This is a genomic window from Pseudomonas sp. MWU16-30317, from assembly GCF_020515695.1.
Classification (GTDB): domain Bacteria; phylum Pseudomonadota; class Gammaproteobacteria; order Pseudomonadales; family Pseudomonadaceae; genus Aquipseudomonas.
On sequence record NZ_JAIWJA010000002.1, the window covers coordinates 69,585 to 93,604 of the forward strand.

Consider the following 24,020-nt stretch of genomic DNA (forward strand, 5'->3'; position numbering starts at 1 on the left):
GAGTGTCTCTGATCGCTTCTGACCAATTCCGCATCGTTGTCGGCCTCGGCAAGAGCGGCATGTCCCTGGTTCGCTTCCTGGCGAATCGGGGCGTGTCCTTTGCCGTGGCCGACACGCGCGAGAATCCGCCAGAACTCGCGACCTTGCGCCGTGACTACCCGCACGTCGATGTGCGTTGTGGCGAGCTGGACGTCGAATTTCTTTGCCGCGCGTCCGAGCTCTACGTGAGCCCGGGCCTGGCGCTGGCGACCCCGGCCTTGCAGCAAGCGGCAGCCCGTGGCGTTACCCTGTCGGGCGACATCGAGCTGTTTGCGCGCAATGCCAAGGCGCCGATCGTGGCCATCAGCGGCTCCAACGCCAAGAGCACCGTGACCACCCTGGTGGGTGACATGGCGCGGGCCTCGGGTAAACGCGTCGCGGTGGGCGGCAATCTCGGCACCCCAGCGCTCGACCTGCTCGCCGACAACGTCGATCTATACGTGATGGAGCTGTCCAGCTTTCAGTTGGAAACCACCCATCATCTGGGCGCCGAAGTGGCGACCGTGCTCAATGTCAGCGAAGACCACATGGATCGCTACAGCGGGCTACCGGCCTATCACCTGGCCAAGCACCGGATCTTCCGCGGTGCCCGCCAGGTGGTGGTCAACCGCCAGGACGCGCTGTCGCGGCCATTGCTGACCGAAGGCCAGCCGTGCTGGACCTTCGGCCTCAATCGTCCGGACTTCAAGGGCTTTGGCCTGATCGAAGAAAACGCCGAGAAGCACCTGGCGTTCGAGTTCAAGACCCTGATGCCCGTCAGCGAATTGAAGATCCGCGGCGCACATAACTACGCCAACGCTCTGGCTGCGCTGGCGCTGGGGCATGCGGTCGGCTTGCCGTTCGCCGCCATGCTGCACACCTTGCGCGAGTTCGGCGGCCTGGAGCATCGCTGCCAATGGCTGCGCGAGCGTGCAGGGGTGAGCTATTACAACGATTCCAAGGCCACCAATGTCGGTGCCGCGCTGGCGGCCATCGAAGGCCTGGGCAGCGACATCGACGGCAAGCTGGTGCTGATCGCCGGCGGTGATGGCAAAGGGGCGGACTTCAAGCCCCTGGCCGCGCCGGTTGCCGCTCATTGCCGTGCGGTCGTGCTGCTGGGCCGCGATGCCGAGCAGATCGCCGCCGTGCTGGGCGACCGCGTGCCGCTGGTGCGCGTGCAATCGCTGGAGGACGCCGTGCTGCGCAGCGCCGGATTGGCCCAGCCCGGCGATGCCGTGTTGCTGTCGCCGGCCTGCGCGAGCCTCGATATGTTCAAGAACTATGAAGAGCGCGGACATTTGTTCGCCCGCGCCGTGGAGGCTTTGTCATGATTTTCGGTGTGATCAAGCCTTATCCGTCACCGCTGATCAGCGGCCGCGGTATCGATATCGATTTCCCCATGCTGGTCGGCTGCCTGGCGTTGCTGGGCCTTGGCCTGGTGATGATCACGTCGGCTTCGTCGGAAGTAGCCGCGGCGCAGTCCGGCAATCCGCTGTATCACATGATTCGCCACCTGATCTATCTGGCCATCGGCCTGGGGGCGTGCATCGTCACCATGATGGTGCCGATCGCCACCTGGCAGCGGCTGGGCTGGTGGATGCTGGTGGGTGCGTTCGGTCTGCTGGTGGCTGTGCTGCTGCCGGGCATCGGCCGCGAGGTCAATGGCTCGATGCGCTGGATCGGCTTCAGTTTTTTCAACGTGCAGCCTTCGGAAATCGCCAAGGTGTTCGTGGTGATCTTCCTTGCCGGTTATCTGGTACGCCGTCAGCAAGAGGTTCGCGACAGTTGGATGGGCTTTTTCAAGCCGTTCTTCGTGTTGCTGCCGATGGCAGGCCTGTTGCTGATGGAGCCGGACTTCGGCGCAACCGTGGTGATGATGGGCGCCGCGGCGGCCATGCTGTTCCTCGGGGGTGTCGGGCTGTTCCGCTTCGCGCTGATGGTGGTGTTGGCGGTGGCTTCGGTCATTTTGCTGGTCAAGGCGCAGCCGTATCGGATGGCGCGTTTGGTGACCTTTACCGATCCGTGGTCCGATCAGTTCGGTTCCGGCTACCAGTTGACCCAGGCGTTGATCGCGTTCGGGCGTGGCGAATGGTTCGGCGTCGGCCTGGGCAACAGTGTGCAGAAGCAATTCTATCTACCGGAAGCGCACACCGACTTCGTGTTCTCGGTACTGGCCGAAGAGCTGGGCGTCGTGGGCTCGCTGTGCACCGTGGCGCTGTTCGTGTTCGTGTGTATTCGCGGCATGTACATCGGCATATGGGCGGAGCGCGCCAAACATTATTTCGCCGCGTACATGGCCTATGGTTTGTCGTTCCTGTGGATCGGACAGTTCTTGATCAACATTGGCGTGAACGTCGGCCTGCTGCCGACCAAGGGCCTGACCCTGCCATTCCTCAGTTACGGCGGCAGCTCGTTGGTGATCTGCTGCATGTGCCTGGGCTTGCTCTTGCGCATCGAGTGGGAAAGCCGTGCGGCGCTGGGCAGTGAAGAAACCGAATTCAGCGAAGACGATTTCGCCGAGGAGCCCGCCCATGGCCGGTAACGTGCTGATCATGGCCGGCGGCACCGGCGGGCACGTGTTCCCGGCCCTGGCCTGCGCGCGCGAGTTCCAGGCTCGTGGCTACAGCGTGCACTGGCTGGGGACCCCGCGCGGGATCGAGAACGACCTGGTCCCCCAGGCGGGTTTGCCGTTGCATTTGATCAACGTTGCCGGGCTGCGGGGCAAAGGTATCAAGTCGCTGCTCAAAGCGCCGTTTGTATTATGCAACGCGCTGTTGCAGGCGCGCCGTGTGGTGCGCCAGATCAGGCCGGTGTGCGTGCTCGGCTTTGGTGGCTACGTGACCGGCCCCGGCGGCCTGGCTGCGCGCCTGGCCGGCGTACCGGTGATCGTGCACGAGCAGAACGCCGTGGCCGGTACTGCCAATCGCCTGTTGGTGCCGTTTGCCAGCCGCGTCTGTGAAGCGTTCCCGAACACCTTCGGGGCGTCCAGCAAGCGCCGCACCACGGGTAATCCGGTGCGCCCTGAGCTGTTCCTCGAAACCCCCCGCCAGAGCCTCGCCGGGCGCAAGCCGCGCTTGCTGATCACGGGCGGCAGCCTCGGCTCCGAGCCGTTGAACAAGTTACTGCCCGCCGCGTTGGCGCTGGTGCCCGCCGAATTTCGCCCAGAAGTCTTTCATCAGGCCGGCAAGAAACACGACCAGGTGACCCTTGAGCGTTACCAGGCTGCGGGTGTCGAGGCGCAGGTCGCGCCCTTCATCCAGGACATGGCCCAGGCCTATGGCTGGGCCGACATGATGGTCTGCCGCTCCGGTGCGCTGACCGTCAGCGAGCTGGCGGCGGCCGGGCTGCCGTCGTTCCTGGTGCCATTGCCCCACGCGATCGACGACCACCAGACCCGTAATGCCGAATATCTGGCCCGTGAAGGCGCTGCCTTCCTCATGCCACAAGCGACAACCGGCGCGGCCCAACTGGCCGAGCGCCTGAAAGAGGTTTTGATGCAACCCGAGAAACTCAACCAAATGGCCGCCACCGCGCGCCGTCTGGCGAAACCCGATGCCACCCGTAATGTCGTCGATGTCTGCCTGGAGGTGGCCCATGGTTGAAAACCAGAAAGGCATCCCACAGCCAGAAATGCGCCGTATCCGCCGTATCCACTTCGTCGGTATTGGCGGCGTGGGCATGTGCGGTATCGCCGAAGTGTTGCTCAACCTTGGCTACAGCGTGTCCGGCTCCGACCTCAAGGCCTCGCCGGTTACCGAGCGGCTCAAGTCCTTCGGCGCCGAAATCTTCATCGGCCACCGCGCCGAGAACGCCGCTGTGGCTGACGTGCTGGTGGTATCCAGCGCCATCAACCCCAGCAACCCCGAAGTCGCCACCGCCCTGGAGCGTCGCATTCCAGTGGTGCCGCGCGCCGAGATGCTCGCCGAACTGATGCGCTATCGCCACGGTATCGCCGTGGCCGGCACCCATGGCAAGACCACCACCACCAGCCTGATCGCCTCGGTGTTCGCCGCCGGTGGCCTGGATCCGACCTTCGTCATCGGTGGCCGTCTGAACGCTGCGGGCACCAACGCACAGTTAGGCACCAGCCGCTACCTGATCGCCGAAGCCGACGAGAGTGACGCCAGCTTCTTGCATCTGCAGCCCTTGGTCGCCGTGGTCACCAACATCGACGCCGATCACATGGACACCTACGAGGGCGACTTCAACAAGTTGAAGAAAACCTTCGTCGAGTTCCTCCACAACCTGCCGTTCTACGGTTTGGCCGTGGTGTGCCTGGATGATCCGGTGGTGCGCGAGATTCTGCCGCAGATCGCTCGGCCGACCGTGACCTATGGCGTCTGTGAAGAAGCCGACGTGCGCGCGATCAATATTCGCCAGGACGGCATGCTCACCCACTTCACCGTGCTGCGCCGCGACCGCGAGCCGCTCAATGTGTCGGTGAACATGCCGGGCCTGCACAACGTGCTGAACGCCTTGGCGACCATCGCCATCGCCTCCGACGAGGGCGTCAGCGATGAGGCCATCGTCCAGGGCCTGTCGGGCTTCCAGGGCGTCGGCCGGCGTTTTCAGATTTACGGCGAACTGCCCGTAGAGGGCGGCAGCGTGATGCTGGTGGACGACTATGGTCACCATCCCCGTGAAGTGGCCGCGGTCATCAACGCCGTGCGCGGCGGCTGGCCCGAGCGCCGCCTGGTGATGGTCTATCAGCCACACCGTTACACCCGAACCCGCGACCTGTACGACGATTTCGTCCAGGTGCTGGGCGAGACCAATGTGCTGCTGTTGATGGAAGTCTATCCCGCCGGCGAAGAGCCGATTCAGGGCGCGGACAGCCGTCAGATGTGCCACAGCATCCGTCAGCGCGGCCAATTGGACCCGATCTACATCGAGCGTGGCGTCGAACTGGCGCCGCTGGTCAAGCCGCTGCTGCGTCCCGGCGACATCCTGCTGTGTCAGGGCGCTGGCGATATTGGCGCCTTGGCGCCGCAATTACTTAAAAGTCCGTTGTTCGCCGGCGCCGTTGCCGGTCCAGGAAAGTTGAAATGACCGTTAGCGCCTACTCCTCTCTGTTTTCCACTATCGCGCCGAAGGACTTCGGTCGCGTGGCGGTGCTGTACGGCGGCAAAAGCGCTGAACGGGAAGTGTCGCTCAAATCCGGTGCGCAAGTACTGGGTGCGTTGCAGAGCGCCGGTGTTGACGTGTTCGGTATCGATGTAGGCGACGACCTGCTCGAGATTCTGCAACGCGAAAAGATCGACCTGGCGTTCATCATCCTCCACGGCCGTGGCGGCGAAGACGGCAGCATGCAGGGCCTGCTCGAATGCCTGGGCATCCCTTACACCGGCAGCGGCATCCTCGCCTCGGCGCTGGCCATGGACAAACTGCGCACCAAGCAAGTGTGGAAGAGCCTCGGTTTGCCGACCCCTCATCACGCCGTGCTGGCCAGCGAGGCCGACTGTATTTTGGCGGGCAGGGAACTGGGCTTCCCTTTGATCGTCAAACCGGCCCATGAAGGTTCCAGTATCGGTATGGCCAAGGTGACCGGCGTCGAAGAATTGATCGCCGCCTGGAAAGACGCCAGTACCTACGATTCGCAAGTGTTGGTCGAACAATGGATCACCGGTCCCGAGTTCACTATCGCGACCCTGCGCGATCAGGTTTTGCCGCCGATCGCCCTCGGCACCCCGCACTCGTTCTATGACTACGATGCCAAGTACGTGGCCAACGATACCCAGTATCGGATCCCGTGCGGCCTCGACCCGGTCAAGGAGCAAGAGCTCATCGAACTCACCGCCCGCGCCTGCGAAGCCATCGGCATCGCCGGCTGGGGCCGCGTGGACGTTATGCAGGACACCGACGGCCAGTTCTGGCTGCTGGAAGTGAACACGACCCCAGGCATGACCGATCACAGCCTGGTCCCCATGGCAGCACGCGCGGCCGGTCTCGATTTCCAGCAGTTGGTGCTGGCGATCCTGGCCGCCAGTATTCCGGTACGAGGGTAACCCATGCAGGGCGCATCGATTCGTCACCAGATTCCCGCTCCGAGCCGCAAGCCGGTGCCCCGTGGCGCCAGTCGTATGGTGGCCAAGGAGCCGATGTCGGTGCGCCTGCCGAAGGCCAATTTCGGCTTTCTGAAAATGCTCATGTGGCCAATATTGCTGGTGGCGCTGGGCTATGGCACTTACATCGGTGCCCAGCGCCTGATGCCTTATGCCGACCGCCCGATCACCAAGGTCGCGGTGCAGGGCGACCTCAGCTACATCAGCCAGCAGGCGGTGCAGCAGCGCATTGCGCCCTACATCGCCGCGAGCTTTTTCACCATCGATCTGGCGAGCATGCGCACGGAACTGGAGAAAATGCCCTGGATCGCCCACGCCGAAGTGCGTCGGGTGTGGCCCGATCAGGTGGTGATCCGCCTTGAAGAACAGCTGCCAGTCGCGCGTTGGGGTGACGGCGCCCTGTTGAACAACCAGGGTGAAGCCTTCGCCCCGCGCGAGCTGGCCAACTATGAGCACCTGCCGCAGCTGTACGGCCCGCAGCGTGCTCAGCAACAAGTCATGCAGCAGTATCAAGTGTTGAGTCAGATGTTGCGGCCGCTGGGCTTCTCCGTCGCCAGGCTCGAATTGCGTGAACGCGGCAGCTGGTTCCTGACCACCGGTGCTGGCAGCGCCGGGCCGGGCATCGAATTGCTGCTAGGGCGGGATCACCTGATCGAGAAGATGCGTCGCTTTATCGTCATTTACGACAAGACGCTCAAAGAACAGATTACGAATATTGCGAGCATCGACCTGCGTTATGCCAACGGCCTGGCCGTCAGCTGGCGCGAACCGATTGCCCCGACCGGGGAAAAACCCGCGGTCGCGAAGAATTAAGAAGAGGCAGGACCATGGCAAACGTGCAAAGCGGCAAAATGATCGTCGGTCTGGATATCGGCACCTCCAAGGTGGTGGCGCTGGTAGGCGAAGTCGCGGCCGACGGCACCCTGGATATCGTCGGGATCGGTACCCATCCTTCCCGCGGCCTGAAGAAGGGCGTGGTGGTCAATATCGAGTCCACAGTGCAGTCGATCCAGCGCGCCATCGAAGAAGCGCAGCTGATGGCCGGTTGCCGGATCCACTCGGCCTTCGTCGGTGTGGCGGGCAATCATATCCGCAGCCTCAACTCCCACGGCATCGTCGCCATTCGCGATCGCGAAGTGAGCATGGCCGACCTTGAGCGCGTCCTCGACGCCGCCCAGGCCGTCGCCATTCCCGCCGATCAGCGCGTGCTGCACACGCTGCCGCAGGATTACGTGATCGACAACCAGGAAGGCGTCCGCGAGCCACTGGGCATGTCGGGCGTGCGCCTGGAAGCCAAGGTCCACGTGGTGACCTGCGCAGTCAACGCCGCGCAGAACATCGAGAAGTGCGTGCGTCGCTGTGGTCTGGAAATCGACGACATCATCCTCGAGCAGCTGGCCTCGGCCTATTCGGTATTGACCGATGACGAGAAAGAGCTGGGCGTGTGCCTGGTGGACATCGGCGGCGGTACCACCGACATCGCGATTTTCACCGAAGGCGCCATCCGCCACACGGCAGTGATCCCGATCGCCGGCGATCAGGTCACCAACGACATCGCCATGGCCCTGCGCACGCCGACCCAGTATGCCGAAGAGATCAAGATCCGTTACGCCTGCGCCCTGGCCAAGTTGGCCGGTGCCGGCGAAACCATCAAAGTGCCGAGCGTTGGCGATCGTCCACCGCGCGAGCTGTCCCGTCAGGCCTTGGCCGAAGTGGTCGAGCCGCGCTACGACGAGCTGTTCACCCTGATCCATGCCGAACTGCGTCGCAGTGGCTACGAAGACCTGATCCCGGCCGGCATCGTGCTGACCGGCGGCACTTCGAAAATGGAAGGGGCCACGGAGCTGGCCGAAGAAATTTTCCACATGCCGGTACGCCTCGGTGTACCGCACACGGTGCGCGGCCTCGGTGACGTGATCCGCAATCCGATCTATTCCACAGCAGTGGGTTTGTTGATGTATGGCCTGCAGAAGCAGTCCGATGGCGTCAACCTGTCCGGAATCAGCAGTAGCAGCAACAGCGGTTATGGCGAAGAAGAGAAAGCCCCAGTGCTAGAGCGGTTGAAGCGGTGGGTGCAGGGCAATTTCTAGCTTCAAAAGCGGTAATGGGCAGTAGGCGAAAAAACTAGAGAACTGAAGGAGAGGGAACATGTTCGAACTCGTAGACAACATCCCACAAAGCCCGGTCATTAAAGTGATCGGCGTTGGTGGTGGCGGCGGCAACGCGGTCAATCACATGGTCAAGAGCAACATCGAAGGCGTCGAGTTCATCTGCGCCAACACCGATGCTCAAGCCCTGAAAAGCATTGGTGCACGTACCATTCTGCAACTGGGTACCGGCGTCACCAAGGGCCTGGGCGCAGGCGCCAACCCGGAAGTCGGTCGTCAGGCCGCTCTCGAAGATCGCGAGCGCATCGCTGAAGTGCTGGCGGGCACCAACATGGTCTTCATCACCACCGGCATGGGTGGCGGTACCGGTACCGGTGCGGCCCCGATCATTGCCGAAGTGGCGAAGGAAATGGGCATCCTGACCGTTGCGGTGGTCACGCGTCCGTTCCCGTTCGAAGGCCGCAAGCGCATGCAGATCGCCGACGAAGGCATCCGTATGCTGTCGGAAAGCGTCGATTCGCTGATCACCATCCCGAACGAGAAACTGCTGACCATCCTCGGCAAGGACGCCAGCCTGCTGTCGGCTTTCGCCAAGGCCGACGACGTGCTGGCCGGTGCCGTTCGCGGTATCTCGGACATCATCAAGCGTCCGGGCATGATCAACGTCGACTTCGCCGACGTGCGTACCGTGATGAGCGAGATGGGCATGGCGATGATGGGCACTGGCTGCGCCAGCGGTCCTAATCGTGCACGTGAAGCCACCGAAGCGGCGATTCGCAACCCGCTGCTCGAGGACGTCAACCTGCAAGGTGCTCGCGGTATCCTGGTGAACATCACCGCAGGTCCCGACCTGTCGCTGGGCGAGTACTCGGATGTCGGTAGCATCATCGAAGCGTTCGCCTCCGAACACGCGATGGTCAAGGTCGGCACCGTGATCGATCCCGATATGCGCGACGAGCTGCACGTGACTGTAGTCGCGACGGGCCTGGGCGCGAAAATCGAGAAGCCGGTGAAGATCATCGACAACACCTTGCAGACCATGTCCGCACAGTCCGCCGCTCCAGCGCCTGCTCGTCAGGAACTGCCATCGGTGAACTACCGTGACCTGGATCGTCCGACCGTCATGCGCAATCAGGCTCAGGCCGGTGCCGCTGCGGCCGCGAAGCTGAATCCGCAAGATGATCTGGATTATCTGGACATCCCGGCCTTCCTGCGTCGCCAGGCCGATTAATGCAATTTATCAGGGGTATTAGGGTGATTGGTGTTCAGCAAAGGTCGGAGCTGCTATTATCGCCAGCCTTTGTTGATACCAGTTCGCAATTTGCGCTGAAGCGGCCAATGCCATGATTAAACAACGCACCCTGAAGAATATTATCCGTGCCACTGGGGTAGGCCTGCACTCTGGGGAGAAGGTATACCTGACCCTCAAGCCTGCACCGGTGGATACCGGCATCGTCTTCGTTCGCGCCGACCTGGACCCGATCGTCCAGATTCCCGCTCGCGCGGAAAACGTCGGCGAGACAACGATGTCGACCACTCTGGTCAACGGCGATACCAAGGTAGACACGGTGGAGCATCTGCTCTCGGCCATGGCTGGCCTGGGCATCGATAACGCCTACGTCGAGCTCTCCGCGTCCGAAGTCCCGATCATGGATGGTAGCGCTGGACCCTTCGTATTCCTGATTCAATCGGCCGGCCTGGAAGAGCAGGACGCCGCCAAGAAATTCATCCGCATCCTGCGCGAAGTGACAGTGGAAGACGGCGACAAGCGCGCCACTTTCGTCCCTTTCGAAGGCTTCAAGGTGAGTTTCGAGATCGATTTCGATCACCCTGTGTTCCGTGACCGTACCCAGATTGCCAGCGTGGATTTTTCCAGCACTTCGTTCGTAAAAGAAGTCAGCCGCGCGCGCACTTTCGGTTTCATGAGTGACCTCGAGTACCTGCGCAAGCACAACCTCGCACTCGGTGGTAGCGTCGAAAACGCTATCGTGGTCGACAAGGACGGCGTGCTCAACGAAGACGGCCTGCGGTATGAGGACGAGTTCGTCAAGCACAAGATCCTCGACGCCATTGGTGACCTCTACCTGCTGGGCAACAGCCTGATCGGTGAGTTCCAAGGCTTCAAGTCGGGCCATGCACTGAACAACCAGCTTCTGCGCAAGCTCATTGCACAGAAAGATGCCTGGGAAGTGGTGACTTTCGAAGATGCCAGCACGGCACCGATCTCTTACATGCGTCCTGTCGCGGCCGTGTAAGTACAGTTTCGAACGTTTCTCTCTCAGTTTGAAAAGCCATCTTCGGGTGGCTTTTTTTATGGTCGCTGGTTGGGGTTGGGGTGTGGTGCTTTGCTGCGGGCTTGTGCGGCTCGCCCTGCTCATTGGCCCTTCGCCGAGGCTCAGGGTACCCGCGTGCAGACGCCTGAAGAGAGGGCACGGCGCAATGGGCCATCCGTGGCCCAACGCGCCTGACCCGGCATCCTGCCGGGATCTCCCTCTCTTCAGGCGCCTGCACGCGGCCTGCTGGAGGGGCGATCCGCACAGGCCCGCAGCAAAGCACCAGCCGAGATTTGAGGTGCATGGAGCAGCTTTGAAAAGCTGAACAAACGACGCAGATGTCACTGTTCTGCTTTCGAGGCGGTCTTGGGGTTGCGGCCCCCTTCCAGCAGGCCGCGTTTCGACGCACTGGCGAGGGGATAGCCGGCATGGATGCCGGCTAAGCCCCGTTGGGCCACGGAAGGCCCATCGGGGCGTGCCCCTCGCCAGTGCGTTGAAGCGCGGGCACCCTGAGCCAAGGCGAAGGGCCAATGGCGGGAGCCGCAACCCCAAGGCCGGCTCGAAAGCAGAACCACCCCGATCCCCAACCCACTCTGGTCATCAAGCGGCCGTAAACCCAGCCCAGGCCGACACCCAAGCGATCAAGTTTTAGGCTTGCCATGACTGGCCAATCGCTCCAGCGCCGCACGCAACCCAGGATTGGTAATCCCCTCGGCAGTGGCCTGGATATTCTCGGCCGAGCGTACCGACAGATCGATCGCATGCCCGGCCGCTGCGCTCTGTACCGTGGGCGGTTGCACCTTGAAGAGGATGCGCGTCAGGCTGGCGAATTCCTCCAGCGCCGTGAGATCGCGCTGCAGGCGTTTTTGCTGGTAGCGCAGGCGTGTGGCCCAGTGCCCGTCGGTGACCACCAGCAGCAAAGTGCCTTCGCGCCACGACGCCACGCGGCAGAATTCCCGCGCCGCAGGTTGCAGCTGACTCTCGAGCAATCGTTGCAGATGACCCAGACGCTGGGCCTGGCTGAACAGCGCCTTCAGCGGCTTGGCTTCGCGCAACAAGGCGGCGGGAGCCTTGGCGGGGAGGGGGCGAAAGGCCATGGGGGGGACACCGGAGGTTACAGAGCACCTATGGTAACAGATGCCCTGGCAACATAACTTATGCGTCAATGGGTTGAAGTTGACGCAAAAGCCCTTATTGTAAAAAAGCCCCGTCACAGCGCTGTGCCAGCATCGTGGACATCGAGCCACTTTCCTCTCCATCGTTTCCGGGTAGAATGCTCGTTCGCATGCGGCCATCAGGGCTGCTCGGGCGACTCACGGGGCCGCCCTCCATCCCTATGTGTGGAAGAAACTGCCGATATGTTTGCGCCTTTGTTAAAGAAACTTTTTGGAAGCAAGAACGAGCGTGAAGTCAAACGCATGCTCAAGACGGTTGCTGTCGTCAATGCCTTCGAAGAGCAAATGGTGGCCCTCTCGGACGAGCAATTGCGCGCCAAGACCGAGGAGTTCAAGGCCCGCCTGGCAAAAGGTGAGACTCTCGACAAGCTGCTGCCTGAAGCCTTCGCCGTGTGCCGGGAGGCCGGTAAGCGCATCATGGGTATGCGCCACTTCGACGTTCAGCTGATCGGCGGCATGACGCTGCATGAAGGCATGATCGCCGAGATGCGTACCGGTGAGGGCAAGACCCTCTGCGCGACCCTGGCGGTATATCTCAACGCACTGTCCGGCAAAGGCGTGCACGTGGTCACGGTCAACGACTACCTGGCCCGTCGCGACGCCAACTGGATGCGTCCGCTGTACGAATTCCTCGGCCTCACCGTGGGCGTCGTCACGCCGTTCGCGCCGCCTGACGAAAAACGCATCGCCTACGCTTCGGACATCACCTACGGCACCAACAACGAATTCGGTTTCGACTACCTGCGCGACAACATGGCGTTCAGCCTGGAAGAGAAATTCCAGCGCGAGCTCAACTTTGCCGTGATCGACGAAGTCGACTCCATCCTTATCGACGAAGCCCGTACGCCGCTGATCATCTCCGGCCAGGCCGAAGACAGCTCGCGCCTGTACACCGAGATCAACCGCTTGATCCCGCGTCTGGAACAGCACATCGAAGAAGTCGAAGGCGAAGTCACCAAAGAAGGGCACTTCACCGTCGACGAGAAGAGCCGTCAGGTCGAGCTCAACGAAGCCGGTCACCAGTTCATCGAGGAGATGCTCACCCAGGTCGGCTTGCTGGCCGAAGGCGAGAGCCTCTACTCGGCGCACAACCTGGGCCTCTTGACCCACGTGTATGCCGGTCTGCGCGCTCACAAGCTGTTCAATCGCAACGTCGAGTATATCGTCCAGGACGGCCAGATCCTGCTGGTCGACGAGCACACCGGCCGTACCATGCCGGGCCGTCGCCTGTCCGAAGGCCTGCACCAGGCCATCGAGGCCAAAGAGAATCTCAACATCCAGGCCGAAAGCCAGACCCTGGCGTCGACCACCTTCCAGAACTACTTCCGCCTCTACAACAAGCTGTCCGGCATGACCGGTACGGCTGACACCGAAGCGTTCGAGTTCCACCAGATCTATTCCCTCAATGTCATGGTCATCCCGCCCAACCGTCCGTTGGCGCGCAAGGATTTCAACGACTTGGTGTACCTGACCGCGGACGAGAAATACGCGGCCATCGTCACCGACATCAAGGAAAGCATGGCCCTGGGGCGTCCGGTGCTGGTCGGTACGGCCACCATCGAAACCTCCGAGCACATGTCCGCCTTGCTCGACAAGGAAGGCATCGAGCACAAGGTGCTCAACGCCAAGTTCCACGAGAAGGAAGCCGAGATCATCGCCCAGGCGGGCCGTCCGGGCGCGCTGACCATCGCCACCAACATGGCCGGTCGCGGTACCGACATCCTGCTGGGCGGCAACTGGGAGGTCGAAGTGGCCTCGCTCGAAAATCCGACCCCCGAGCAGATCGCCCAGATCAAGGCCGACTGGCAGAAGCGTCACCAGCAGGTTCTCGAGTCCGGTGGCCTGCACGTGATCGCCTCCGAGCGTCACGAGTCGCGCCGTATCGACAACCAGCTGCGGGGTCGTGCCGGTCGTCAGGGCGACACCGGTTCGAGCCGCTTCTACCTGTCGCTCGAAGACAGCCTGATGCGTATCTTCGCCTCCGACCGCGTGAAGAACTTCATGAAGGCACTGGGCATGCAGTCCGGTGAGGCCATCGAACACCGCATGGTCACCAACGCCATCGAAAAGGCGCAGCGCAAGGTCGAAGGCCGCAACTTCGATATCCGCAAGCAACTGCTGGAGTTCGACGACGTCGCCAACGAGCAGCGCAAAGTGATCTATCACATGCGCAACAGCTTGCTGGCTATGGTCAACATCGGCGAAACCATTGCTGACTTCCGCCAGGAAGTGCTGAACAACACCATCGCCACCCACATTCCGCCGCAGTCGCTGCCTGAGCAGTGGGACGTGGCCGGTCTCGAGGCGGCGTTGTTCACCGACTTCGGCGTCAAGCTGCCGGTTCAGCAGTGGCTCGACGACGACGCCCAGCTGTATGAAGAAACCCTGCGCGAAAAACTCTTGGCCGAGCTGCTGCTGGCCTACAACGAGAAAGAAGAGCAGGCCAGTGCTGACGCGCTGCGCACCTTCGAGAAGCAGATCCTGCTGCGCGTCCTTGACGACCTGTGGAAAGACCACCTGTCGACCATGGACCACCTGCGTCACGGTATCCACTTGCGCGGCTACGCTCAGAAGAACCCGAAGCAGGAATACAAGCGCGAGTCGTTCACCCTGTTCCAGGAACTGCTGGACTCGATCAAGCGCGACACCATCCGCGTGTTGTCGCACGTTCAGGTGCGTCGCGAAGACCCGATCGAGGAAGAAGCCCGCCTGCGTCAAGAGGCCGAAAACCTGGCCTCTCGGATGCAGTTCCAGCACGCCGAAGCGCCTGGCCTGGATCAGCCTGAAACGCTGGCACTGGAAGAACCGGTGGACGTTGCCCTGGCAGTTTCCGAGCCGGTGCGCAACGACCAGAAGCTCGGCCGCAACGAGCTGTGCTGGTGTGGTTCGGGCAAGAAATTCAAGCACTGTCACGGCAAGATTGACTGACAGCTGCCTGTAACCTGTTGTATCGCGCCGCGAACGGCTTGCCGTTCGCGGCGTTTTTCCATCATTGCCGCCGCGGCCCGATGCCGCGACGCAGATTCCATTCAAGGAGCGCTTACATGGCTGTCGGTCTTGGTCCTTTGCCTACGCTGCACCCGGTTCCCGGTTTTGAACTCGGCATCTCCAGTGCTGGCATCAAGCGCCCAGGGCGCAAGGATGTCGTGGTCATGCGCTGCGCCGAAGGCTCCAGCGTCGCCGGCGTGTTCACCCTCAACGCGTTCTGCGCCGCGCCTGTGATCCTGTCCAAGCAGCGCGTCGGCGGCCCTGTGCGTTATCTGCTGACCAATACTGGCAACGCCAACGCCGGTACCGGCAAGCCGGGCCTGCTGGCCGCCGAGCGCACCACTGCCAAACTGGCCGAGCTGACCGGTGTCGACGCCAGCGCCGTGCTGCCGTTCTCGACCGGTGTGATCGGCGAGCCGCTGCCGGTCGAGAAGATCGAAGGCGCACTGCAAGCTGCGCTGGACGACCTGTCTGTGGATAACTGGGCGGCGGCTGCCACTGGCATCATGACCACCGACACCTTGCCTAAAGGCGCCAGCCGGCAGTTTCAGCACGATGGCGTGACCGTCACCGTGACCGGTATCAGCAAGGGCGCGGGGATGATTCGGCCGAACATGGCAACCATGCTGGGCTACATCGCCACCGACGCCAAGGTGGCGCCGGCAGTGCTGCAAGACCTGATGCGCGACGGTGCCAACAAGTCGTTCAACCGCATTACCATCGACGGCGATACGTCCACCAACGACTGCTGCATGCTGATCGCGACCGGTCAGGCGGCGCTGCCGGAAATCACGGCGGCCAGCGGCGAACTGTTTACCAAGCTAAAGCAGGCGGTGTTCGAGGTGTGCATGGAAGTGGCCCAGGCCATCGTCCGTGACGGTGAAGGGGCAACCAAGTTCGTGACGGTCGAGGTCAACGGCGGTGGCAATCATCAGGAGTGCCTGGACGTCGGTTATACCGTGGCTCACTCGCCGCTGATCAAGACCGCGCTGTTCGCGTCCGACCCTAACTGGGGCCGGATTCTGGCGGCAGTCGGGCGTGCTGGCGTGCCGGACCTGGATGTCAGCCTGATCGACGTCTACCTGGGCGAGGTCAATATCGCCAGCCGAGGCGCACGCGCGGTGACCTACACCGAAGAGCAGGGCTCGGCGGTGATGGCGCGTGAAGAGATCACTATCCGTATCGAACTGGGCCGTGGCGACTGCAGCGAAACCATCTGGACCACTGACCTGTCCCACGAGTACGTGAAGATCAACGCCGAATACCGCACTTAATATTTGCACCTCCCTCTGTGGGAGCGCGCAAGCCGGCTCCCACAGAGGGTTGGTCCCAGGAGGCACTTGTGAAACGCATCCACGTAGCCGCCGCCGTGATACGCGGTGCCGACGGCAAGATTCTGATCGCTCGACGGGCCGAGACCCAGCATCAAGGCGGCCTATGGGAATTTCCCGGTGGCAAGGTCGAGGACGGCGAAGATGTTCAGCACGCCCTCAAGCGCGAGCTGGCCGAGGAGTTGGGTATCCAGGTCACGCAAGCCCGGCCGCTGATCAAGGTCAGCCATGATTATGTCGACAAACACGTCTTGCTCGACGTCTGGGAGGTGTCGGCCTTCACCGGCGAGCCCCATGGCGCCGAGGGCCAGCCGCTGGTCTGGGTGACGTCCAGGGAGCTGCTGCAATACGACTTCCCTGAGGCCAATCGGCCGATCGTCGCGGCGGCCAGCTTGCCTAGCCAGTATCTGATCACCCCGGGCGAGCTGGACACGCCGGTGCTGCTGCGCGGTTTGCAAAAGGCTATCGCTGGCGGCATCAGGCTGGTGCAACTGAGGGCGCCAAATGGCTACGATCCGCAGTACCGCGATCTGGCGGTGGACGCTGCCGGTTTGTGTGCGGGCAAGGCGCAGTTGATGCTGAAGGGGCCGTTGGAATGGCTGGGGGATTTCCCTTCGGCTGGCTGGCACCTGACCTCAGCGCAGCTGCGCAAGTATGCGAGCAAGGGCCGGCCGTTTCCGAAGGAGCGGTGGCTGGCGGCGTCTTGCCATGATGCCGAGGAGATCGCGCTGGCGCGGCAGATGGATGTGGATTTCATCACGTTGTCGCCGGTGCAGCCGACCCAGACCCATCCTGAGGCGCAGCCTTTGGGGTGGGAGCGGGTCGGGGAGTTGATCGTTGGCTTCAATCAGCCGGTGTTTTTGTTGGGTGGGGTTGGGCCTTCGGACGCTTCCAGAGCGCATGAGCTGGGTGCTCAAGGTGTCGCCGGCATCCGCGCCTTCTGGACTGATTGATTCGCGGCGTCTATGCCGGCCCTTTCGCGGGCAAGCCTTGCTCCTACAAATGTACACCCGTGGGAGCAAAGCTTGCTCGCGAAGAGGCCGGCAAACACACAGCCGACCTCAAGGTTTCGCCGCGGCCTGCCAGAGGATTTCCTTTACGCCTTGGCGCCGGGCGATGATCCTCGCGGCAACGAACAGCAGATCCGATAGGCGATTGATGTAGGCCAAGGCGACGCCTTCCAAGGGTTCTATGGCGTTCAGTTGCTGGCAACGACGCTCTGCGGTGCGGGCCAGGCTCCGGCAGACGTGGGCCTGGGCAATGAGCGTCGAGCCGCCCGGCAGAATGAAATTCTCCAAGGGCCCCAACTCCTCGTTCCATAGATCGATTGCCTGTTCCAGGCGCTCGACTTCCAGCTGATTCAGCGCCTGATAGGTCGGCATCGCCAGTTCGCCGCCGAGGTCGAACAAGCGGTGTTGGCAGGGGGCGAGCACGGCGAGTACTTCGTGCAACTCCGACTCCTGTGCCAGCCCGGCGAGCAGCAGGCCGAGTTGGCTGTTGAGGGTGTCGACTTCGCCAATCGCCTCGACGCGGGGGTGGTCCTTGGGCACGCGACGTCCGTCGCCCAAACCGGTTTCGCCCGTGTCGCCAGTGCGGGTGTAAATTTTCGACAGGCGAAAGCCCATGATCAAAGCTCCGTTTGTTGAATGGCCGGGGGAGTGTTCTCCAGCGGCAGGCGCAAGGTGAAGCAGGTGCCGACGCCTTGTGTCGACTGCACCTCCATCTGGCCCTTGTGGTTGTTGGTGATGATGAAATACGAGACCGACAGCCCGAGGCCCGTGCCTTGGCCGATTTCCTTGGTGGTGAAGAACGGTTCGAAGGTGCGTTTGCGCACGTTTTCCGTCATGCCGACGCCATTGTCCTCGACCTGAATTTCCGCCCAGGGCGGGTTCAGCCGCGTGCGCAGGGTGATACGCCCTGGCTCGCCGCCGGGTTCGCGCTGGTGGATCGCCTGGGCGGCGTTTTTCAAGAGGTTGAGAAGTACCTGTTCGAGTTCGTTGGCGGTGCCGGGTACCGGCCCCAGGCGGGCGTCGAACTGACGCACGATGTTCTGGCCCTTGAAATCGAAGCCGATGGTCAGGTCGAAGTCGTTGCCGGCGATGTCCACGGCCTGGTCGATGAGTGCCGGCAGGTCGCACGGCGCCATCTGGCGGGTGCTGCGGCGGCTGAAGCTAAGCATGTGGGTGACGATCTTCGCCGCTCGGCCGCCGGCCTGGGCGATGCCGTCGAGCAGTTGCGGGACCTCGCGGCTGATCAGGTAGCGGTTGACGGTCTCCAGATCGATGCCCGCCTGCTCGGCGTATTCGAGGTTCTTCGGCAAGTCCGCCGACAGGCGCCGGCGAATGTTCTGCACGTTGTGCAGGATCGCTCCCAGAGGATTGTTGATCTCGTGGGCCATGCCCGCTGCGAGGCCGCCGACCGAGAGCATTTTTTCCGACTGCACCATCATTTCTTCCAGTGACAGGCGCTGGGTGATGTCATCGATGCGGATCACCACGCCACGTCCCGCGCCGCCGACCAGTGGGTAGAAGGTCAGGGCGTAGTGCTTGGCGGTGTCGTCGCGGGTCCAGGTGACGCGGTCGATCTTGGCGACCACGTGTTGCTCGACGGTGGTCTTGAGCTGCGGCAAGAACGGCTTGAGCGGCTCGAACGCGAGGAAGATCGGCTGATTCAGGGCTTCATCCAGCGGCGTGCCCGAGAGCGCGCTGGCCTCCTGATTCCACTGCGTCACGTACAGCTGTTCGTCGAGGGCGATGAGCGCCGAGGGCATGGAGTCGATGATGCTGTTGAGGTAGTTCTGGAAGCCGGTGAGTTTTTTCTCGATCTTGCTGCGCACCTGCACTTCGAGTTCGAGCTTGCGATTGGTGTGGCGGGTTTCCTCGGCCAGGCCCTGGGCCTGGGAGTAGGCGGCATCGGAGTCGTCACGGGCGCGCTTGAGCTGCTGCTCGCGGGCCTCGATGCGCGACAGCATGGTATTGAAGGCTTCTGCCAGGTTGCCGATCTCGTCATGATTGCCGGGGCGTGCGCGCAGGGCGTAGTTTTCTTCGCGAGTGACCTGGCGCGAGAGTTCTTCGAGTTGATAGATGGGTTGCGTGATCAGCCGCTTGATCTGCCGCGCGATGATCATCCACAGCAGCACGCTGAAGACCAGAATGCCGAGGCTGGCGGTGAGGGTGCCGGTGTAGAACGCCATCGGCAATTCACTGGTGGCCACCAGCAGCAGGTGGCCGGATGCTTTGCCAGCCCGTGGCAGCTCGATCAGCTGGTTGCTGCGGAACTCGCTCAGGCGCCAGTCCTGCATGTGGCGAAAATGCGCTGGCAGATCGAGGTGGTGACCGTGCTGAAGCTGGCCCATCAGGTTGCCGTCGCCGTCGTACAGCGCCGCCGCGCGCAAGGGCGTGTAGCTGTCGAGTTCCTGCAGCAGGTCGTTGGCGCGGTCCTTGGACTCCAGCGCCTGGCGTGCCAGGTCGGGGTTGGAAACCAGTCGGCCGATGGTCTGCAAGGCTTGGGGCGCCATGCTTTCCTGGGAGATCCAGTACGCAGCGCTGATGAACGTCAGGTTGGCGACCAGCAACACGGTAATCAGCAGTGCCAGGAGGGCGGCCAGGAGTTTCTGGCCGACGGGCAGGTTTTCAAGGCGCTGGCGCAGTGGCATCAAAGGTCCTGATAGAAGGCGAGGTGGCTACACAGTCTAACTCAAGCCCTGTGCAAATCCCTGTGGGCTTGCGCGTCCGGCGGCGATGCTTTCGGCTTCAACCGCTTCGCGGGCAGAGCCCGCTCCCACAGAGGAAGGTCATTCGGTGGGCAGGCCAAGGGCGTTCAAATGTTGGACCAACCGCACCTGCAGTTGTTGCAGGTGTGCCAGTACAAGACCATGGCGCTGGGCCGTCGCACAGGCATGCCCCAGCAGGTAGTGGATCTCGGTCCGGCGCCGCTGGCTCACATCCTGATGCATCGACGAGAAATTCGCCGCCGTGGCGTGAATCACCCGCTCGACCTCGCTGTGCAAATCCTGAGCGGCTGCCGGTTGGCCGCAGTGTTCGAGCAAGTGCGCCAGCTCGGCGCACAGGCTCGCCACTTCGCAGTGATGGCTTTGCAGCCCGCCATTGCGACAGTCGTACAGCACCGTCAGGGGGTTGATCGCGCAGTTGAGGGCCAGCTTGCGCCACGGGCGGGTGGTGATATCGGCGGTCCACTCGTGGGCGATGCCGCTCGCCGACAACGCGCCAAGCCAATCTGGCGGCTGCGGGCGCAGCGGGTCGCCAAGCCAGGTGAAACCGTGGCCGGCGAACACCACCTGCCAGTCTGCGTGGCGAAAGGCGCCTTCGGTACTGGAGGCCAGGATGCAGCGCGCGTGGCCGAGTTGGGCGGCGACCTCGTCCTGGCTGCCGAGGCCGTTCTGCAACAGGATCACCTCGCTGTCGGCGTTCAGTCGATGCTTGAGTGCGGCCACCGCAAGGGCGGCGTCGTAGGCCTTGCAGGCCACCAGCAGACGTTTGATCGGGGTCTGTGCTTCAGGGCCTTCGGCGTCTATCGCAAAGGTGTGGGGAACGCCCTGTTCGATCAGCGTCAGGCCGCCGGCCGCTTGGTAAGCCTGCAGGCGCCCTTCGTTGCGCAGAATCAAGCGCACCGCCTGCCCGCTACGCGCCAGGCGGCAGGCCCAGAGGCTGCCCAGGCTGCCGGCGCCCAGTACATGCCAGGTGGTGTTCATGAAGGGTTCAGCATGAAAAGGCTCGCACAATAAGGATAAAATCCGCAGATCAGGGGAACGCCCGCGCCCGCGATGCATTCCAACGACTCTGTCGAGAATCGGCTCGCGGCCCTGGCAATCGTTATAATGCCGCTCGTTATAATGACGCTCTGTTGCAAGTCGTCAAGTCAAGCGTGGCCGGCCAATGTCGGGTGCCACGCTCACCTATCTGGAGAAATCAGCATGCCCTCGTTCGACGTCGTGTCCGAGTTGGACAAACACGAAGTGACCAACGCGGTCGACAACGCCATCAAGGAGCTCGACCGCCGCTACGACCTCAAAGGCAAAGGCAGTTTCGCGTTCAAGGAATTGACCGTGACCCTGACCGCCGAGGCCGACTTTCAGCTCGAGGCGATGATCGAGATCCTCAAGCTGTCGCTCATCAAGCGCAAGCTGGATATCAAGTGCCTCGAAATCAAAGACGCCTATGCGTCGGGCAAGGAAATGAAGCAGGAAGCGACGCTGCGCGAAGGTGTCGATAAAGAATTGGCGAAGAAGATCGTTGCCCATATCAAGGACGCCAAGTTGAAAGTCCAGGCCGCCATTCAGGGCGAGCAGGTACGGGTGACCGGCAAGAAGCGCGATGATCTGCAGGAAGCCATCGCGGCCCTGCGCGCCAAGGAGTTCGACATGCCGCTGCAGTTCAACAACTTCCGCGACTGAGTCGGGCAAGGTCCAGGGCGTTGAACCTCTCGCGCCCGGCGGCGTCCCACGCCCCATGCAATGGCAACTGCGGTTGCCATTGTTGTTTCAAACGAAAAGCGCGAATTGAAAAGAGGAAAGCTCCATGGATTTGAACGCTCAAGTCAACCATCTGGTCCAGGCGTCGCAGGCCTGGATTCCGATGGTCATGCAATACGGCAGCAAGCTGATCCTGGCGCTGGTAACCCTGTGTGTCGGCTGGTGGTTGATCAACCGGGTGACCAGCAATCTGCAAAAACTTCTGGCCTTGCGCCACATCGATCTGGCACTGCAGGGCTTTATCGGCAGCCTGGCCAACATCATTCTGAAAATTCTGCTGATCGTCAGCGTGGCCTCGATGATCGGGGTCGAGACCACCTCCTTCGTCGCCGCTATCGGTGCTGCCGGTCTGGCCATCGGCCTGGCATTGCAGGGCAGCCTGGCGAACTTCGCCGGTGGGGTGCTGATCTTGCTGTTCCGCCCGTTCCGTATCGGTGACTGGATCGAGGCGCAAGGCGTTGCCGGCACCGTCGACAGCATCCAGATCTTCCACACCGTGGTGCGTACCGGCGACAACAAGACGGTGATCATGCCCAACGGCAACCTGTCCAACGGCATCATCACCAATACCAACCGTCAGCCGACGCGCAAGATCACCTATGACATCGGCATCGACTACGACGCCGACCTGCAGAAGGCTCGGGAGATCCTCCTCGATCTGGCCAAGGACTCGCGCGTGCTGGAATCCCCGGCGCCAGAAGCGGTGGTGGCCGCGCTGGGTGACAGCTCGATCACCGTTTCGCTGCGCATGTGGGTCAATACCGGCGACATGGGCGGCGTGACCAACATGCTCAACGGCGAAATCCGCGACCGTTTGCGGGCCGAAGGCATCGAGATCCCGTTCCCGCAACGGGTGGTTCGGGTCATGCAAGAGGCGGCTCCGGGGAAATAAGCCCCCACGCCGCAACGAAAAAGCCCCGAAGCGCTGAGCGTTTCGGGGCTTTTTATTGACCCGGCATTGTGCGGGCTGGGCTGGCCATCAAGGGCGCCGCCTAAGCCTGAGCCTAAGCCTCAGGCGCCTCGCTCTCGATCGGCTCGCGCCGCGCTTCCTGAAACCAGTGGATGGCGATCAGCACCAGCGTCGGCACGCCCATGATCGCAGTGATCAAAAAGAACTGGTGATACCCGTACTTCTCGACCATCACCCCCGAATAACCGCCGATCAAGCGTGGCAGCAACAGCATGATCGAGCTCAGCAGGGCGTACTGGGTGGCGGAAAACTTGAGGTTGGTCAGGCTCGACAGATAAGCCACGAAGGCCGATGTCGCCAGCCCCGAGCTGAAATTGTCGAGCGAGATGGTGACAATCAGCATGCGCAGATTGGGGCCCATGTCGGCCAGCATCAGGAACAGCAGGTTGGTGCCCGCCGAGGCCGCGCCGCCGATGAACAAGATCGGCAGGATGCCGAAGCGCACGATCAACAGGCCACCGACGCCGGCACCGACCAGGGTCATGATCAGGCCGAACAGCTTGCTGACGCTGGCGATCTGGTCTTTGGTGAAGCCTTGGTCGATATAGAACACGTTGGCCATCACGCCCATCACTGTGTCCGACATCCGATACGTGGCAATCAGCCCCAACAACAGAAAGGCCTGCCAGCGGTAGCGCAGGATGAAGTCGTTGACCGGTGTCAGCACCGGCGCCAGGCCGCGGCGGCCGACGGCGGAGAGGCACAGCGCGGTGAGGGTGATGTAGAGGATGGCCCGCAGGAAGGCGCGGTCATCCATGAACAGCCCGGCCACGCTTTCGGTGCCCAGCACCACGCTGGCGAAGTCGGTGTTGTACAGCTGGGTGAACATGGCGGGCACCGACACCAGCAAGATGATCAGCACCAGCACCGAGGCCACCTGGTGGCTGAAGCTATAGCGGCCCGCCGACAGTTGCGTGCGCAAGGTGACCGCCGGCTCGCGCATCAGCAGCGTGGTCAGCAGCGCTGGCACCATCAACAGCCCGAACAGCAGGTAAGTGCCGGCCCACGCCTTGTGCAGGTACGCATAGCCGGTGGAGCCGAAGCCCTCGGCGAAGAACAAAGCGCCTGCGGTGGCCAACAGTGCGGCGACGCGGTAGCCCGCCATGTAACTCGCGGCCAGGGCGGCTTGCTGGCTGTCTTCGGCGATTTCCAGGCGATAGGCGTCGATGGCGATGTCCTGGGTGGCGGACGCAAACGCGACGACCACCGCAATGGCGATCAACCAGGACAGATGTTTTTGCGGGTCGCAGAAGCTCATGCCGACCAGGCCCAGAATCACCAGCGTCTGCGCCAATACCAGCCACGACCGACGGCGGCCCAGGCGATAGAGCAGGGGCAGACGCCATTGATCGAGCAGCGGCGACCATACCCATTTGAACGCATAGGCGAGACCGATCAGGCTGGCGTAGCCGATGGTTTCACGGGCCACACCGGCTTCCCGAAGCCAGACGGACAGGGTAGAGAACACCAGCATGTAGGGCATGCCGGCGGCAAAGCCAAGCAGCAACAGCACAAGGGTGGACGGGCTGGCATAAGCGGCGAGCGCGGCGCGCCAGGTTTTGCGGGGCATGGGCTGAAATCTGCCTCAAAAGTGCGAAAACAAA

19 protein-coding genes are annotated in these 24,020 nt (G+C 62.4%); 14 read left to right on the forward strand and 5 right to left on the reverse strand.

Translation table 11 applies throughout. From position 1 onward, the window contains the following. Positions 1 to 2: 2 nt before the first annotated feature. From murD to lpxC, 9 genes are all read left to right on the forward strand, one after another. Entirely contained in the window at positions 3 to 1,349 is a 1,347-nt protein-coding gene (murD, locus tag LIX93_RS05070) for a UDP-N-acetylmuramoyl-L-alanine--D-glutamate ligase (protein ID WP_226502926.1), read from the forward strand. Beyond that, positions 1,349 to 2,560, forward strand: coding sequence for a putative lipid II flippase FtsW (gene ftsW / locus LIX93_RS05075; protein WP_226503670.1), 1,212 nt, complete (start codon positions 1,349 to 1,351; stop codon positions 2,558 to 2,560). Before murD ends, ftsW begins: the two co-directional genes overlap by 1 nt. Continuing rightward, entirely contained in the window at positions 2,550 to 3,620 is a 1,071-nt protein-coding gene (gene murG, locus LIX93_RS05080; RefSeq protein ID WP_226502927.1) for an undecaprenyldiphospho-muramoylpentapeptide beta-N-acetylglucosaminyltransferase, read from the forward strand. Before ftsW ends, murG begins: the two co-directional genes overlap by 11 nt. Beyond that, a complete protein-coding gene (gene murC, locus LIX93_RS05085; protein ID WP_226502928.1) occupies positions 3,613 to 5,067 on the forward strand; it encodes a UDP-N-acetylmuramate--L-alanine ligase in 1,455 nt (484 codons plus the stop codon). Before murG ends, murC begins: the two co-directional genes overlap by 8 nt. Beyond that, on the forward strand, positions 5,064 to 6,023 hold the full coding sequence (locus LIX93_RS05090) for a D-alanine--D-alanine ligase (protein ID WP_226502929.1): 960 nt from the start codon (positions 5,064 to 5,066) through the stop codon (positions 6,021 to 6,023). The genes murC and LIX93_RS05090 overlap by 4 nt, the downstream gene beginning before the upstream one ends. Positions 6,024 to 6,026: 3 nt before the next feature. Then, complete coding sequence (locus LIX93_RS05095) at positions 6,027 to 6,893, forward strand: cell division protein FtsQ/DivIB (RefSeq protein WP_226502930.1); 867 nt, start codon at positions 6,027 to 6,029, stop codon at positions 6,891 to 6,893. A 14-nt stretch (positions 6,894 to 6,907) separates the two neighbouring features. Continuing rightward, the gene (gene ftsA, locus LIX93_RS05100) at positions 6,908 to 8,170 is read left to right on the forward strand and encodes a cell division protein FtsA (RefSeq protein WP_226502931.1); all 1,263 of its coding nucleotides are present in this window, start codon (positions 6,908 to 6,910) and stop codon (positions 8,168 to 8,170) included. Between the two features lie 58 nt (positions 8,171 to 8,228). After that, positions 8,229 to 9,419, forward strand: a complete 1,191-nt coding sequence (ftsZ, locus tag LIX93_RS05105) for a cell division protein FtsZ (RefSeq protein WP_226502932.1) — start codon at positions 8,229 to 8,231, stop codon at positions 9,417 to 9,419. A 112-nt stretch (positions 9,420 to 9,531) separates the two neighbouring features. Then, positions 9,532 to 10,443: a UDP-3-O-acyl-N-acetylglucosamine deacetylase gene (lpxC, locus tag LIX93_RS05110; RefSeq protein WP_226502933.1), complete on the forward strand. Its 912-nt coding sequence runs from the start codon at positions 9,532 to 9,534 to the stop codon at positions 10,441 to 10,443. A gap of 659 nt (positions 10,444 to 11,102) precedes the next feature. On the opposite strand, the gene LIX93_RS05115 is transcribed toward lpxC, so the two are convergent. Beyond that, the gene (locus LIX93_RS05115) at positions 11,103 to 11,558 is read right to left on the reverse strand and encodes a DciA family protein (RefSeq protein WP_226502934.1); all 456 of its coding nucleotides are present in this window, start codon (positions 11,556 to 11,558) and stop codon (positions 11,103 to 11,105) included. 261 nt (positions 11,559 to 11,819) lie between these two features. Here LIX93_RS05115 and secA point away from each other — a divergent pair, with 261 nt between their 5' ends. The 3 genes from secA (at position 11,820) to LIX93_RS05130 (ending at position 16,908) form a co-directional block, all read left to right on the forward strand. Next, on the forward strand, positions 11,820 to 14,564 hold the full coding sequence (gene secA, locus LIX93_RS05120; RefSeq protein ID WP_226502935.1) for a preprotein translocase subunit SecA: 2,745 nt from the start codon (positions 11,820 to 11,822) through the stop codon (positions 14,562 to 14,564). A 116-nt stretch (positions 14,565 to 14,680) separates the two neighbouring features. Further along, positions 14,681 to 15,898, forward strand: a complete 1,218-nt coding sequence (gene argJ / locus LIX93_RS05125; RefSeq protein ID WP_226502936.1) for a bifunctional glutamate N-acetyltransferase/amino-acid acetyltransferase ArgJ — start codon at positions 14,681 to 14,683, stop codon at positions 15,896 to 15,898. Positions 15,899 to 15,966: 68 nt separating this feature from the next. Continuing rightward, a complete protein-coding gene (locus LIX93_RS05130; RefSeq protein WP_226502937.1) occupies positions 15,967 to 16,908 on the forward strand; it encodes a Nudix family hydrolase in 942 nt (313 codons plus the stop codon). Between the two features lie 108 nt (positions 16,909 to 17,016). Here the strand turns inward: LIX93_RS05130 and LIX93_RS05135 are convergent, their stop codons facing one another. From LIX93_RS05135 to LIX93_RS05145, 3 genes are all read right to left on the reverse strand, one after another. Then, complete coding sequence (locus tag LIX93_RS05135) at positions 17,017 to 17,580, reverse strand: cob(I)yrinic acid a,c-diamide adenosyltransferase (protein ID WP_226502938.1); 564 nt, start codon at positions 17,578 to 17,580, stop codon at positions 17,017 to 17,019. A 2-nt stretch (positions 17,581 to 17,582) separates the two neighbouring features. Next, the gene (locus tag LIX93_RS05140; RefSeq protein ID WP_226502939.1) at positions 17,583 to 19,610 is read right to left on the reverse strand and encodes an ATP-binding protein; all 2,028 of its coding nucleotides are present in this window, start codon (positions 19,608 to 19,610) and stop codon (positions 17,583 to 17,585) included. Positions 19,611 to 19,748: 138 nt separating this feature from the next. Beyond that, a complete protein-coding gene (locus LIX93_RS05145) occupies positions 19,749 to 20,666 on the reverse strand; it encodes a putative 2-dehydropantoate 2-reductase (RefSeq protein ID WP_226502940.1) in 918 nt (305 codons plus the stop codon). 222 nt (positions 20,667 to 20,888) lie between these two features. Here LIX93_RS05145 and LIX93_RS05150 point away from each other — a divergent pair, with 222 nt between their 5' ends. Both LIX93_RS05150 and LIX93_RS05155 read left to right on the forward strand, forming a co-directional pair. Continuing rightward, positions 20,889 to 21,368 carry a YajQ family cyclic di-GMP-binding protein gene (locus LIX93_RS05150; RefSeq protein WP_226502941.1) on the forward strand — a complete coding sequence of 160 codons (480 nt, stop codon included), beginning with the start codon at positions 20,889 to 20,891 and terminating at the stop codon, positions 21,366 to 21,368. A 124-nt stretch (positions 21,369 to 21,492) separates the two neighbouring features. Further along, positions 21,493 to 22,338, forward strand: coding sequence for a mechanosensitive ion channel family protein (locus tag LIX93_RS05155; RefSeq protein WP_226502942.1), 846 nt, complete (start codon positions 21,493 to 21,495; stop codon positions 22,336 to 22,338). 112 nt (positions 22,339 to 22,450) lie between these two features. On the opposite strand, the gene LIX93_RS05160 is transcribed toward LIX93_RS05155, so the two are convergent. Next, the gene (locus LIX93_RS05160; protein ID WP_226502943.1) at positions 22,451 to 23,986 is read right to left on the reverse strand and encodes an AmpG family muropeptide MFS transporter; all 1,536 of its coding nucleotides are present in this window, start codon (positions 23,984 to 23,986) and stop codon (positions 22,451 to 22,453) included. Positions 23,987 to 24,020 lie beyond the last annotated feature (34 nt).

What these genes read in the sequence shown, in the direction of transcription:
- murG (WP_226502927.1), top strand. Translation starts at nt 2,550, where the DNA reads ATGGCCGGTAACGTGCTGATCATGGCCGGCGGCACCGGCGGGCACGTG.
- murC (WP_226502928.1), top strand. Translation starts at nt 3,613, where the DNA reads ATGGTTGAAAACCAGAAAGGCATCCCACAGCCAGAAATGCGCCGTATC.
- LIX93_RS05090 (WP_226502929.1), top strand. Translation starts at nt 5,064, where the DNA reads ATGACCGTTAGCGCCTACTCCTCTCTGTTTTCCACTATCGCGCCGAAG.
- LIX93_RS05095 (WP_226502930.1), top strand. Translation starts at nt 6,027, where the DNA reads ATGCAGGGCGCATCGATTCGTCACCAGATTCCCGCTCCGAGCCGCAAG.
- ftsA (WP_226502931.1), top strand. Translation starts at nt 6,908, where the DNA reads ATGGCAAACGTGCAAAGCGGCAAAATGATCGTCGGTCTGGATATCGGC.
- ftsZ (WP_226502932.1), top strand. Translation starts at nt 8,229, where the DNA reads ATGTTCGAACTCGTAGACAACATCCCACAAAGCCCGGTCATTAAAGTG.
- lpxC (WP_226502933.1), top strand. Translation starts at nt 9,532, where the DNA reads ATGATTAAACAACGCACCCTGAAGAATATTATCCGTGCCACTGGGGTA.
- LIX93_RS05115 (WP_226502934.1), bottom strand. Translation starts at nt 11,558, where the DNA reads ATGGCCTTTCGCCCCCTCCCCGCCAAGGCTCCCGCCGCCTTGTTGCGC.
- secA (WP_226502935.1), top strand. Translation starts at nt 11,820, where the DNA reads ATGTTTGCGCCTTTGTTAAAGAAACTTTTTGGAAGCAAGAACGAGCGT.
- argJ (WP_226502936.1), top strand. Translation starts at nt 14,681, where the DNA reads ATGGCTGTCGGTCTTGGTCCTTTGCCTACGCTGCACCCGGTTCCCGGT.
- LIX93_RS05135 (WP_226502938.1), bottom strand. Translation starts at nt 17,580, where the DNA reads ATGGGCTTTCGCCTGTCGAAAATTTACACCCGCACTGGCGACACGGGC.
- LIX93_RS05140 (WP_226502939.1), bottom strand. Translation starts at nt 19,610, where the DNA reads ATGCCACTGCGCCAGCGCCTTGAAAACCTGCCCGTCGGCCAGAAACTC.
- LIX93_RS05145 (WP_226502940.1), bottom strand. Translation starts at nt 20,666, where the DNA reads ATGAACACCACCTGGCATGTACTGGGCGCCGGCAGCCTGGGCAGCCTC.
- LIX93_RS05150 (WP_226502941.1), top strand. Translation starts at nt 20,889, where the DNA reads ATGCCCTCGTTCGACGTCGTGTCCGAGTTGGACAAACACGAAGTGACC.
- LIX93_RS05155 (WP_226502942.1), top strand. Translation starts at nt 21,493, where the DNA reads ATGGATTTGAACGCTCAAGTCAACCATCTGGTCCAGGCGTCGCAGGCC.
- LIX93_RS05160 (WP_226502943.1), bottom strand. Translation starts at nt 23,986, where the DNA reads ATGCCCCGCAAAACCTGGCGCGCCGCGCTCGCCGCTTATGCCAGCCCG.